Origin of the sequence: Vibrio sp. 05-20-BW147 (assembly GCF_013369385.1) — a bacterium.
Taxonomy (GTDB): domain Bacteria; phylum Pseudomonadota; class Gammaproteobacteria; order Enterobacterales; family Vibrionaceae; genus Vibrio; species Vibrio floridensis.
Window position 1 is genome coordinate 61,921 of the sequence record NZ_SZTO01000015.1, and the last position, 12,315, is coordinate 74,235.

Annotated in this window: 10 protein-coding genes; 7 read left to right on the plus strand and 3 right to left on the minus strand. The window is 45.7% G+C overall.

The features are described 5' to 3' along the window. The first annotated feature begins 31 nt into the window (after window positions 1-31). The 4 genes from FC652_RS14525 (at window position 32) to FC652_RS14540 (ending at window position 4,143) form a co-directional block, all read left to right on the plus strand. Window positions 32-1,372, plus strand: a complete 1,341-nt coding sequence (locus FC652_RS14525; RefSeq protein ID WP_176299165.1) for an MATE family efflux transporter — start codon at window positions 32-34, stop codon at window positions 1,370-1,372. A gap of 153 nt (window positions 1,373-1,525) precedes the next feature. Next, a complete protein-coding gene (locus FC652_RS14530) occupies window positions 1,526-2,023 on the plus strand; it encodes a permease (RefSeq protein ID WP_176299166.1) in 498 nt (165 codons plus the stop codon). Between the two features lie 13 nt (window positions 2,024-2,036). Next, window positions 2,037-3,143, plus strand: coding sequence for an HlyD family secretion protein (locus tag FC652_RS14535; RefSeq protein WP_176299167.1), 1,107 nt, complete (start codon window positions 2,037-2,039; stop codon window positions 3,141-3,143). Beyond that, entirely contained in the window at window positions 3,133-4,143 is a 1,011-nt protein-coding gene (locus FC652_RS14540; RefSeq protein WP_176299168.1) for a DUF2955 domain-containing protein, read from the plus strand. Before FC652_RS14535 ends, FC652_RS14540 begins: the two co-directional genes overlap by 11 nt. A gap of 131 nt (window positions 4,144-4,274) precedes the next feature. On the opposite strand, the gene FC652_RS14545 is transcribed toward FC652_RS14540, so the two are convergent. Beyond that, window positions 4,275-4,799, minus strand: a complete 525-nt coding sequence (locus tag FC652_RS14545) for a hypothetical protein (protein WP_255199172.1) — start codon at window positions 4,797-4,799, stop codon at window positions 4,275-4,277. Window positions 4,800-5,161: 362 nt separating this feature from the next. Between FC652_RS14545 and FC652_RS14550 the strand changes: the two genes are divergently transcribed. The 3 genes from FC652_RS14550 (at window position 5,162) to FC652_RS14560 (ending at window position 9,391) form a co-directional block, all read left to right on the plus strand. Then, a complete protein-coding gene (locus FC652_RS14550) occupies window positions 5,162-7,285 on the plus strand; it encodes an NACHT domain-containing NTPase (protein WP_038939187.1) in 2,124 nt (707 codons plus the stop codon). After that, window positions 7,285-8,157: a RelA/SpoT family protein gene (locus FC652_RS14555; protein ID WP_176299169.1), complete on the plus strand. Its 873-nt coding sequence runs from the start codon at window positions 7,285-7,287 to the stop codon at window positions 8,155-8,157. Before FC652_RS14550 ends, FC652_RS14555 begins: the two co-directional genes overlap by 1 nt. Before the next feature lie 316 nt (window positions 8,158-8,473). Further along, window positions 8,474-9,391 (plus strand): hypothetical protein, encoded by a 918-nt coding sequence (locus FC652_RS14560; RefSeq protein WP_176299170.1) that lies wholly within the window; start codon window positions 8,474-8,476, stop codon window positions 9,389-9,391. 154 nt (window positions 9,392-9,545) lie between these two features. Here FC652_RS14560 and FC652_RS14565 read toward each other — a convergent pair whose 3' ends face one another. Further along, window positions 9,546-11,243 (minus strand): RluA family pseudouridine synthase, encoded by a 1,698-nt coding sequence (locus FC652_RS14565; protein WP_176299171.1) that lies wholly within the window; start codon window positions 11,241-11,243, stop codon window positions 9,546-9,548. An 85-nt stretch (window positions 11,244-11,328) separates the two neighbouring features. Next, window positions 11,329-12,297 carry a sensor domain-containing diguanylate cyclase gene (locus FC652_RS14570; RefSeq protein ID WP_176299188.1) on the minus strand — a complete coding sequence of 323 codons (969 nt, stop codon included), beginning with the start codon at window positions 12,295-12,297 and terminating at the stop codon, window positions 11,329-11,331. Window positions 12,298-12,315 lie beyond the last annotated feature (18 nt).

Sequence of the window (12,315 nt, forward strand, 5' to 3'; positions counted from 1 at the left end):
CGATCGATTTTTCATATTTAAGGTCAACAAAATGGCTAAAACCCAAAATATCAACCAGCGCATGTCTATCGTGACGCTCGCGTGGCCGATATTGGTGGAAATTTTGCTACGGACAGCGCTCGGCACCAGTGATGTATTCATGCTCTCTGGTTATTCAGACAAAGCGGTTTCCGCGGTGGGCGTGATCACCCAACTGACATTCTTCCTCATCATTGTCTCTACTTTTGTCAGCAGCGGCACTGGGATTCTCATTGCCCAATACAACGGTGCAGGCCGCGATCAAGATGCCACCCACGTTGGGGTGGCAAGTATTGCGCTCTCCAGCGTGATTGGGGTGATCCTCAGCGTGTTGGCGGTGCTCGGTGCAACGCATTTGTTGCCCTATTACGGTTTGGAAGCGCAGGTGGAACAATACGCGCAAGAGTATCTGCTCATCAGCGGTGCGATGACTTTTAATGTCACCATTGGCATCGTGTTTACCACCATTTTGCGCAGCCACGGTTATTCGCGCTCGCCCATGACGGTTAACCTCATCAGCGGCGTACTCAACGTCATTGGCAATTACATTGCGCTCTATCAGCCGTTTGGTTTGCCCGTATATGGTGTGCAAGGGGTGGCGATTGCAACGGTGGCCAGCCAAGTGATCGGCACGACGATTTTGGGCGTGCTACTGTGGCGTAGCTCAATTGATTTGCCGATGCGTTCTCTCGCACAAGTGCCCAGCGCGGTCTATAAGAAAATCCTCAAAATCGGCGGCATGAACGCAGGAGAAGTGCTTTCGTACAACATGGCGCAAATCACCATCGTCTACTTTGTGGTGCAGATGGGCACTTCGTCTCTTGCGGCGTTTACCTATGCGCAAAATATCGCACGTTTCTCTTTTGCGTTTGCCTTAGCGATTGGTCAAGCGACGCAAATTCAAACCGGTTACTACATCGGCAAAGGCTGGGTGGAGAGCATCACTAAGCGGGTACAAATCTACTTCTTGGTCGGCTTTGTTTCCTCAGTGACGGTGGCAAGCAGCATCTATTTGATGCGTGATGCGATCTTAACTCTGTTTACTCAGCAGCCGGAGATCCTCATGTTAGCCGGTTCCTTAGTTATGGGCTCCATTGTGTTGGAAGCGGGGCGTGTGTTTAACCTGATTTTCATCTCGGCGCTCAAAGGGGCGGGGGACATCAAATTCCCAGTGCAAATGGGCATTTTGAGCATGTGGGGCTTGGGCGTGGTGTTTTCGTATCTGCTCGGTATTCACTGGGGCTACGGCGTATTTGGCGCATGGATGGCGATTGCCCTCGACGAGTGGTTCCGCGGCCTCATCATGGCAAGGCGTTGGCGCTCGCAAGTTTGGACGCGTTATAAGTTAAGTTAGTCTCACGAATATCTACACTCTAACCATCAACGGGCGCTATACTAGTGCCCGTTGTTGCATAGCGAAATGTAATATTAGTTTTCAACGTTTTTGCATACGATCAAGTAGGCTCGGGATTATACTCGCGGCCTTATTACTAACAGGTGATAAATCGTGGATATTAAAGTAAAAGATTCGTTAGTGGCGGGGCTGATTAACGGCGTTATTAATGGTTATATTGCTCGTGGCCATTTTGAGGGGATGAACGAAGTTCCTATGTCACTTGAAATGATCTCCAACTCGCAAGTGACCGTTTGGGGACAGGCGATTTCTTTAACTTTTGGTTTGGGGATTATTTTGTCTTTGATCACCTCAAAGCTCTTCCTTCATCAACTCAAGTCATCGCATCCTGCGCAGGTGAATGAACTACAACGTTCGTTTTGGAAACACCTCATTCCCATTGCACTGACACAAGCAGGTGCTCTATTTGGTTGGTTCGTCGCGTTGGCGGTGATCTGGACTAAGTACGCAGGCGTCGTCATGGTTTCGCCAATGGCGGCGGTTGTGCTAACAGGGCTGTTTGCTTTTGTGATTACGATTGTCGTTGAAGTGAGAACCAAGAGCAGAATTATCTACAAGAAAGTGAATATACTTGAGCAAAAAACGATTTAACTGAGGAACAATGATGTCAGAACAAAACACCACAACAAGCGCATCAGACGACAACAAAAAGCTCAAACAAGCGCGCTCGTTTACCTACTATATTTTTGCCGCAGTGCTGGTTCTATGGGTATACACGCTATGGGCCGACAGAGTTACCCCCATGACGGACCAAGCGCGCATCAATGGCCAAGTGATCCGCATTAGCCCAGAAGTCTCTGGCCCTATCTCAGAAATTCACATAGTTAATAACTCGGCAGTGAAAGCGGGTGATGCACTCTTAAACATTGATGACCGACCTTTTGAGTTGGCCGTCAAAGCGGCGCGATTTGACCTACAAAAAGCGGCGCAATCCTACCAAGCGGATTCCGCAGCGATCAACGTGGCCAAAGCCAATGAAGTGGCGGCGCGCGTGAAAGTGGCTAACGCGAGAAAAAACGTTGAGCGTAACCGCGTACTTGTCGAGCGTGGCACCATTAGCCAAGCTGCGATGGACAACATGGTTGCCGAGCTCGATACCGCTGAAGCTAACCTAGCTCAAGCATCGTCGGCGTTAGAGAAAGCCAAACAAGAGTTTGGGCCTCGTGGCAAAGAAAACCCAGAGATCCAAGCGGTGTTGAACCGTCTTGAACAAGCGCTCCTCAACCTCAACCACACCAAACTGACGGCTCCCGCTGATGGTGTGATCACCAATATGGATTTGGCAGTGGGCGATTACGCAGGCGCAGGCCAGCCACTGCTGACTTTTGTGAACAATCACAACCTATGGTTGACCGCCATGGTGAGAGAAAACTCACTCGCGTACCTACAAACGGGTGATAAAGTGAAAATCGTCTTTGATGCGTACCCAGGTGAAGTGTTCGAAGGCAACATCTCATCCATTGGTTGGGGCAGCAGCGGTAACGGCAGCTTAGCGGTTGATGCTGGCACAGGCTTAATGACCTCACCAACGAACAACCCGAAAGCACAGCGTTTTCCGGTCAACATTGAGTTTTCCGATTTACCAGACAACATCACTCTAAGATACAGTGGCCGCGCAGTGGTCGGTTTCTATCCTGAGGAAAGCTACATCGCAGAGCGACTACAAGACCTCTGGATGTGGGCATGGAGTTATATTAGTTATGTATCGTAGCGCCGCGAACCCTCTGATCAGAGTCGCGCTGTTTCCAATCTTATTGCTGTTTTGGCAATACGTTTTCGGTACCGATTTGCCCTTGCTCGCACCGGCGATGTGCGTGGTGTTTCTCACCACCACTCACGAGCCGCCGCCGCCAGTGATGATACTGGTTATGGGGGGCATTTTGTTTGCCACCGCTTGGATGCAGGCGTTTGTCAGCAACTTGTTGATAGACTATCCACACGTCTATTACCTGTTCTTATTTGGTATTTTCTACTGGTGTATGGAGCGTACCAAAGAAAACGCGCAAGATGTGTTGGCGATACTCTTAATTGTCTCCACCGCCATGATTGCCGTTTTTACCCAGCAAAAAGGCATCAATGTAGAGCAGATCCCACTGGCCATATTGGCGAACATTTTCATCGCAGGTTTTGTTGCGTATTTGGCTTACTTCCTGTTCCCTGGGGGGGAGCCAATGGCTGCGAATGCGCAAGGACGAACCTCCACTATTCGCTATACGCTCGATTGGCATACTGTGGCGAAAACCGTGTTAATTATGGCCGTGTTGATCGCCAGCATTCGAATGGACATGGAGCAAAGTACCATCATCACCCTTATCGTAGCCTTGGTACTAAAAGACCCAGACCCGATTGTTGGCCATGATTATGGCATCAGAAGGCTTCTCGCCACTTATGCCAGCGTGTTGTATGCCATACCGCCATTGGTTGTCAGCCTCTTTCAAGTCAACTTGGTGGGCTCAATGGGGGCCGCTATCGTCAGCGCGTTGTTCATGGGCATCCACGCGATGGAGAAGAAAGCCAGCTTTAACTCGATACAGCTGCTGTATTCCAGCTATGTCGTATTGGTGTTCTACGGCATTACCTCCACCAGCATCAGTGCCATTGCAGATGACCTGGTACGTTTTGCTTCGGTATTGTTTGCCGTGTTGCTTGGCATTGTGGGCCTTATCATCTTGTATCCCAAAACGCGACCAGCAAGCCAAAACGCTGCGTAAGCCGCGCTTATACTCGCCAACAAAAAAGCACTGAACTCACTCAGTGCTTTTTACTTTTCGCGTTTTTTTGGCTGGCGTGTTTTACGCCTTGCGATTAAAGGCGAGAGTCATCAAGGCCGGCGAAATTCCCATTAACGCTTAGTGCGATCCGCTTCTGCTTGCTCGAGCGGCTCCATCTCTGCATAGAGATCTTGAAGTTGTTTCTCTAGCGCTTCGATCTTATTCCAGTGCGCGTCGGAATCGTCATTGCGACTATTCAACTGATCGAGCTCGGCTTGCAACTTCTCTTCTTTCTCTTTCAGTGCGTAATAACGCTCTTCGTCATCATCACCATACTGATTGATACAAGCTTCTAGGCGTGCGTCTGTCACCCCAAGCAGTGATTTAAGCTCATTGTTGTAGCAAAGCTCATATTGGCTCTCATCGCCCCTCGCACACTTATCCATAAACTTGCGAAAGCCTTGAATAATCGTGGCTTCCGATTTGCCGCTGCAAGCCGCAAGTTGGGTAAATGCGCCAGAGTCCTTCATCCAAGCGATTTGTGTATTAATGCCCAGTTCGATCTGGTTTTCGGTGAGTTTGATAGCCTGAGTTGGCATCGCCAACGTCATCGTAGAAACGGCCAACAGCGCGCGAGAAATCGTAGAAAATTGCATGGTATACCTCGATAGGTGACACACCCATTTGATGTCATTATTCGGTCACACCGCACCCATAAAAACGGCGCAAAATGTAACCCATTTATTTTGTGGTAGATAATGGCACCCTTGTGCAAACTTTCAACAGGAAAAGCATAGAGAAAGCAGCAAGATCACAGAGTTGAGATTGATGGGAGTAATGGGGTGGTGTGTTGTGGAAAAGAGGAATAGTTATGTATCTATCCTTGTCGAAAAATATTGTGCCTTTCATCGTTGTTTCAAGTTCACAAATTGAAATAAATCACAGTAGCAGAAATATTAGCAATTGAATGTGCAACTGATTGTGTAATACAATAAAACCATAATTAAAGGATGGTTTTATGATTTTAGATAGATCGAAAGTAAGGCAAGCTTATGAGCGTTATGGTTTTTTTGAACAAACATGCTCTGAAAAAAACGTTATGGTTTTTTCTATTCGTACAGGGCATTACCATAATGCAGATATTATTCCTTTAGCCCCTTCAATTGATGTAAAAAAAACATTTTCTGAATATCAAGAGCTTGGGTATGCATGCCAAATCAAGGAATATAATGGCGTAAATGAAATAGAAGCTGCATTATTTAGTGGTTTTTTCAACTTAGAATCCACAAGACAGCGTTTAGCTAGAGATTATGAAGAGTTTACTGATTCTTTAGTTAAAATTCACTCAGATAATGCTACCTATACTTACATAAAAACTCAATATTACGTTAATAATAAAGAGGGAACGTCAACAGTAATTCAAGAAATTATTGATAGGCTTGATGTTGAAAAACCAATTTTATTCTTAGTAGAAGCTGCTGCTGGATTTGGTAAGACTTGTTCAGCATACGAACTGGTTAAAGAAATAGCAAATACACGTACACATCAGCTTCCTTTATTTTCAGAGCTATCGCGTAATCGACAAGCAAAGATCTTTCGTTATGTACTTCTAGATGAGATAGACAGAAGTTTCCCACTTTTAACTTCTGCACTAGTTCGCTCTGAAATAAAAAGTGGTAAGGTTCCAGTTATTTTAGATGGTTTCGATGAGTTGTTACACGAGTCTGCAACTGATGGAGGTAAAAATTATGAATCGACAGAACCAATGCTTGATACTATTAGTGAACTTCTAATTAATAGGGCTAAGGTGGTTCTAACTACAAGGCGTACCGCTATTTTTGATGGTGACGAGTTTCACCAATGGATAGCTAACCATGAAAACGACTTTGAGGTGATTCGTTTAAGAATCCAGGAACCAAGAGTTGAAGATTGGTTGTCACCAGAAAGACTAGAATGTATATGCTCGGCAGGTTTTCCTATAGATAATCTTTCTAACCCTGTGTTGTTGTCTTTTTTACGTTGTATATCCGACGATGAATTTTTTGAAGTGAGCCAAGATGCAACGAAATTAGTTGATAAATATTTTGATTCAATGATGGAAAGGGAGCGTAAACGTCAAGATCTAATGATGACACCTAGCGAGCAGTATAAGATTCTTAGAACAATATCTGATGATATGATCGAGTTTGACTATACCAGTGAATCAAGGGACTATATTTACTCCTTGATACTTGAAAATAATCAAATATTGATAGAGAAAACTAGAAAACTATATCCAGTAGATACTCGGCCCACTACAGATGAGTTGGTAAATAAATTAACTAGTCATGCGTTACTAGATAGAAAAGGAAAAGATTCACAAGGAATTGGATTTGTTAATGAGTTTGTTCTAGGGAACTTTTGTGCAGATAATATTATTGATGATGCCTCGATGGAGTGGGATGGAGATAAGAGGTTTATAGAGCCTGCAATACAATCATATTTACCACGTACAGCCGATGAGAGAAATATACTCTGGGAGTCTCTCAAATTCGTATTGGAATTTATGAATGGTAGTGACAAGTTGAAATATAATTTCATGCTAACAAAAAAAATGTGCATGAATCTAGATGGAGAATCAGTTGAAGAGTTAATGCTTAATGACTTTAAGATAGGTGATTTGGCACAAATAAAAGATACTGTATTTATTAATTGTAAATTTTCTCGATGTGATTTCACTCTGTTTAATATAGAAAATACTACGTTTATTGATTGTGACTTTTATCATTGTTTAGTTACTGACCTTGAGGGTGTTGGAAGCGATAGTATCCATTTTGCAGGCTGCAATTCTGATAATGATTTTATATCATTAATAAGTTCAGATAACGATGATGGAGACGTTGATATATCAACAAATGAACTTGATAAATGTGAAGTATATGTTCTTGAAAAGTTCTATCCTCGTGGAAGTCAAACTTTCCATAAACATAGACCAATTAGTACAATTTGTTCTCAGAATAAGCTATTCAAACATTATGAAATTTTAAAATCCATAGAAAAACTCAAGAAAAAAGGATTCTTGTCGGTTCCTGATAAGCGCTCATTTTTGGAAATTAATATTGATTTGATTGGCGAAGTTAAAGTCGCGCTTGGGAGAGTATAATGAGTGATAATTATGAGCAGGTGCTTGTTAAACGTCTTCAAACTCAAATAGAAAATGAATTAGATAGACTTGGATTATTATTTCGTGTCTTTTCAAGATCTAAATCGGCAAAGTCAATAGAAAGCAAAATAAGTTCAAAAGGAGACGGCTATTATTCTCGGGAAGGAAAGAAAATACAAGATCTATTTGGTGTTAGAATTGCACTTTACTTTCCTGATGATATAAAAATTGCTCGTCAAGCTTTGGAGAAATTATATAGTTTAAATTCCAAAGAAGTTGATTCTCATGAAACAAGTTTATTTGAGGCTACTCGTTGTAACTTTGTTTTTGAACTACCAATTAATATAGTGGAAGATAGTCAGATACTTCGTAGCAATCCATTGGTGGATAAAACATTTGAGGTTCAACTGAGAACTATCCTATCAGAGGGTTGGCATGAAGTAGAGCATGACTTGAGGTACAAGTGTCAACAGGATTGGGGGAGTCATGGAGATCTCAGTCGAGCTCTTAATGGAATCTATGCGACTTTAGAAACTGCAGATTGGGGTATGATGAGGTTATTCGAAGATCTAACTTACAGGCACTATAAAGCTAAAGAATGGGCTCCGATGTTACGGAATAAATTTAGGTTGCGTGCAGGAAATGACCTTAAACCTGAATTAAATAGTATTATGGATAAAGAAGATATTGGAAAGCGTCTTTATCGATTAGATAGAACGGAGTTAATTCTAAAGATTCTCAATAAAGATATCAGACTTCCATTAACAATTAATACTTTGGTTTTTATAGCTAATTACTATTATATAAGAGACAGCCGAATATCTGATATTGCTCCAGCTGCTCTCATAAGAACGCTAGATGAAATTGGTTGAATCTTGTTATTGAAGTAAATTATTTTTGTTACTGGTTTTGGGTGAGAATTTGGTATTAAGTAATATGGGAATTCTCTAAGTTAAATAATGAAAATAATTATTTCAATATAAGTACTAGAGTTTACCATTCAATAGCGGAGGTTTCACTTCTTAGCCTCTTGCTCCACCTTTAAGACTCAGTACAAAAACAGCGCCAGCTCGCAAGGGTTGCGCTGTTTATGCAATGGGTATCACTTTCGTGGTAGTTTCTCACTCCTAACCTGAGAATGCGTGATCCGATCTTGGAGCAACGCGTCATTTCACGTCAGGAGGAACTATGGCAAAGCGAATACTCTTTATTCATGGCCGAGCGCCGAAACCAGACAAAAACGATTTACAAACATTGTGGTTCAACGCCATTGAACATGGTTTACAGCGAGATTACGGTGAAAGCCGTGTTCAGGCGTTTAAGCAGATAGAAAAGCGGTTTATCTACTATGGCGATCTTTCCAACGAGCTGCTCGAAGCGCCAACCGAACATCCGCAAAGCCGTATCGATGCGCTGGATAAACTCAAGCAATACCCGCGCAATGGTTTTACCAAAACGAACTACAAAAAAGTCTCTAAAGCGGGCTTCTTAGCGGAAGCCTTGGCCGATACTTTCTCAGCCGTATTAGGCCACTTAAAACTGGCAGAGCCGCTGATCACCAGTGTTGCCCCCGATATGGCGCATTACTGGAACGAAGACAGTTATTACGGCAGTGACTTGCGCTCGCGCCTGACCAAAGAACTGAAAGAAGCGCTCGATAGTGGCGATGAGGTTATGATGGTCGCGCACAGCTTGGGCAGCATGATCAGTTACGATTGTTTGTGGAAGCTCTCTCATTATGGCGAATATCGCCACGACTACGGCGCTGAAAAGAAAGTCGATCTCTTAGTCACCTTAGGCTCGCCGCTGGGGGATGAAAACGTGAAGGCGCGTTTGAAAGGCAGCAGCTTAAGCGGTAAAAAACGCTACCCACTCAACCTTCACCAATGGTGCAATATTTCAGCGGAAGACGATTACATTTCTCACGACAATCGCATCAAAAACGATTTCAAAGAGATGCTGCCACTTGGCTTAGTCAAAGGCGGGATGAAAGACATTTACCCCATCTACAATTTGTGTGTGAGAGATGGGCAGTCCAACCCTCATTCTGCGATTGGCTATTTGATTCATCCGAAGTTCGTTACCTTACTGAACCAGTGGATGTAGCTGTGGGTGAGTTGCTAACGGCTCAAACCGATTGGCGATATATCGCTCTATTTACTCAGTGACCAGTGGCACGGTAAATAGAGCGAAAATGTTGATTCGAGATTGGTTCGGTGGGTAGCTTGTACGGCCAGCGCCACACGCTGAAAGGCACGAATTAGAATTCGGCATCCACTTGAAAATGCATGCGCTCTTTGCTGTAAGGGTGGTCAAGTTCAAGCGACTCGGCGTGCAAGTGCAGTCGGTTGGCTTTCTCACCATACAACCCATCGCCGACCATCGGCATGTTCAACCCAAGGTGATGGGCACAATGAACGCGAAGTTGGTGAGTGCGCCCCGTTCTTGGGTAGAGGTAAAGCTTGCTGCGACCATCGCGGATCTCAATCAACTGCCAATCGGTATGCGCGGGTTTACCGTGTTCAAAACAGACCAACTGACGCGGCCTGTCGTCTGGGTCGCCTCGCATGGGCAGGGTGATTTCCCCTTGGCTTTGCGACACCTCACCTTCCAGCATCGCCACATAACGCTTTTGCACGCCACGAGAAATAAATTGCTTTTGCAGGCTCTTGTTGGCGCGGCGGGTGAGGGCAAACACTAATAATCCCGATGTCGCCATGTCTAAGCGGTGAATCACAAACGGCCCTTCCACGTCAGGGAATAGCGCTTGCAAACGGGTATAAGCGGAATCGGTAATGGTTTTGCCCGGCACCGATAACAGCCCTGAGGGTTTGTTGACGACGACCATCGCCTCATCTTGATAGACGATTTCCAGCTCTTTGTCTTCTGCCCAGTTTTCTTCCAGCGGGTTCGGGTCCATGTTCAGCCCTTGCAGCATATGGCCCAAAATGGGGTGGCATTTGCTGTGGCAGGATGGGTAAAACTTTTTGTGTTGGCGCACTTCCGATTTCGGTGACACGCCCCACCAAAATTCCGCCATTGCCAGTGGCTTCAAGCCGTGGGTAAAAGCGTATTGCAGCAGTTTTGGCGCGGCACATTCGCCAGAGCCGGCTGGTGGCACGGGGCTGGTGGTGGGGGCGAAAATCGCGTTGAGATCGCTCTGCTCCCCGCGCACATTGAGGAATCGATACTGAGCAAACAATTTGTGTTGCAAGGCGTTCGATAAGGTTTTGCGCTGCTCTTTGAGCTCGTTGAGTTGAGTGAGCAGCACGTGCAAACGCGCCTCTTCACTGGCGAGTTTTTCATCCCACTCCAGTTTGAGGTATTTGAGCACGTTTTTCTCGGCCACACTTTGTTTGGCGAGATCATCCAACACCGCTTTGAGCGCATCGCCAGTGAGCGTTGCTTCCGCTTGCTCGCGCTGTTGCTTGCGTGCGGCGCGCCCTTCAATCATAGCTTGGCGCTGGGCTTGTTCTTGCGCTTGGTAAGCTTGGCGGTCAGCCTCAATTTGCTGACGCAGTTGTGCCAGCTCTGCGCTTTGCGACAACTGTTTTACCTGATGGTTGAGGTCGGTGATTTCCGACAACTCGCGGCGGAAAAAGCTCTCTTCTGCCAGCATGTCAAACACCGGTGGCACAAAGCCGGGCAATAGGTTTTGGTCGGCAATTTTGCCTGAGAATGCGCTCAAAAAACCGATGTCGCCTTGTGCATTTTCAACCAGCAGCACGCCAAACATTTTGCCAATTGCGCTCTCATCGTCACTCACCACTTCGCCGTTCAACAAGCCAAAGTTGTGTTGCCACTCTTGCTGAGTGAGCAAATGCTGTTGCAACTGCTCTGCCGCCAACACACACAACGGGTGCGGTGTGTAGTAAAACGGGAAGGTAAAGCGCTCGGGCAGGGCGTAGCTGTCGATAGCGGTGGTGAATGAGGTAAAGCAAGGGTCCAGCGTGTGCATGAGGGAGTCCGCGCAAGTCAAAAAATCGAGCGAGGATTGTACCTATTTTGCTTAGGATTTCCATCGCTCGAGGTGTTGAGTCGCTCTAGCTGGATTTCTTTATCTTGCTTTTTTCATCGTACATCGCGCTGTCTGCTTGGCAGAGCAGATCGTCTAAACTAATGTTGCTGTTTGGATCAACGGCCACGATTCCGGCACAAAACGACAAATCATAGCCACGGTTGGCAGCATGATTGTACTGCTCTATGGCCTCGGAAAAACGCTTAATGGCCACTTGTGCCACAGAGCGAGACGCACCAGACATAAACACCACAAACTCATCTCCACCCAGACGGGCAAAGACATCCGATTCGCGGAAGCTCTTTTTCATGGTGTCGGCGAACGCTTTGAGTGCGAGGTCGCCCTCTTGGTGGCCAAATTGGTCGTTGATCGGTTTAAACCCGTTGAGATCCAAATAGGCGATGGAATAGGGATATCCGCCCACTTCGCAATAGGCCATGCTCTTTTTCGCCAAGGTCATGAAACCACGGCGGTTGGAAATCTGCGTGAGGTCATCAATGGAGGCGCTGTGCGTGGCGGCGAGTTCTCGCTCGGCCATTTTGGCGAGATCGATCAAATCCAAACGCTCTTCAGCATTTAATGTGCGCGGTTTGCTGTCGATGATGCATAAGGTGCCTAAGCAAGATTTATCTTCATAAAACAGCGGAACGCCAGCGTAAAAGCGAATGTGTGGTGTGCCCGTAACTAATGGGTTGTCGGCAAAGCGTTCATCTTCACAGGCATCTTCCACCACAAATATGTCGTTACCGAGAATAGCATGACCGCAGAAGGAGATGTCGCGTGGTGTTTCGCTGGCATCTAAACCAAAGCAGGATTTAAACCACTGGCGATCTTCATCCACCAAGCTGACCAAAGCGATCGGCACATCAAACAGTCGACGTGCGAGACGCGTGACGCGATCAAACCGTTCTTCTGCAACAGTATCTAAAATGTGGAGAGAATGGAGATCCGCGATGCGCTGCGGTTCGTTGTCTGGTTTTTCAGGAATCAACATCGATTTAGCCAGTAAATT

What these genes read in the sequence shown, in the direction of transcription:
- FC652_RS14545 (WP_255199172.1), bottom strand. Translation starts at nt 4,799, where the DNA reads ATGCAATTTTCTACGATTTCTCGCGCGCTGTTGGCCGTTTCTACGATG.
- FC652_RS14560 (WP_176299170.1), top strand. Translation starts at nt 8,474, where the DNA reads ATGGCAAAGCGAATACTCTTTATTCATGGCCGAGCGCCGAAACCAGAC.
- FC652_RS14565 (WP_176299171.1), bottom strand. Translation starts at nt 11,243, where the DNA reads ATGCACACGCTGGACCCTTGCTTTACCTCATTCACCACCGCTATCGAC.
- FC652_RS14525 (WP_176299165.1), top strand. Translation starts at nt 32, where the DNA reads ATGGCTAAAACCCAAAATATCAACCAGCGCATGTCTATCGTGACGCTC.
- FC652_RS14570 (WP_176299188.1), bottom strand. Translation starts at nt 12,297, where the DNA reads ATGTTGATTCCTGAAAAACCAGACAACGAACCGCAGCGCATCGCGGAT.
- FC652_RS14550 (WP_038939187.1), top strand. Translation starts at nt 5,162, where the DNA reads ATGATTTTAGATAGATCGAAAGTAAGGCAAGCTTATGAGCGTTATGGT.
- FC652_RS14555 (WP_176299169.1), top strand. Translation starts at nt 7,285, where the DNA reads ATGAGTGATAATTATGAGCAGGTGCTTGTTAAACGTCTTCAAACTCAA.
- FC652_RS14535 (WP_176299167.1), top strand. Translation starts at nt 2,037, where the DNA reads ATGTCAGAACAAAACACCACAACAAGCGCATCAGACGACAACAAAAAG.
- FC652_RS14540 (WP_176299168.1), top strand. Translation starts at nt 3,133, where the DNA reads ATGTATCGTAGCGCCGCGAACCCTCTGATCAGAGTCGCGCTGTTTCCA.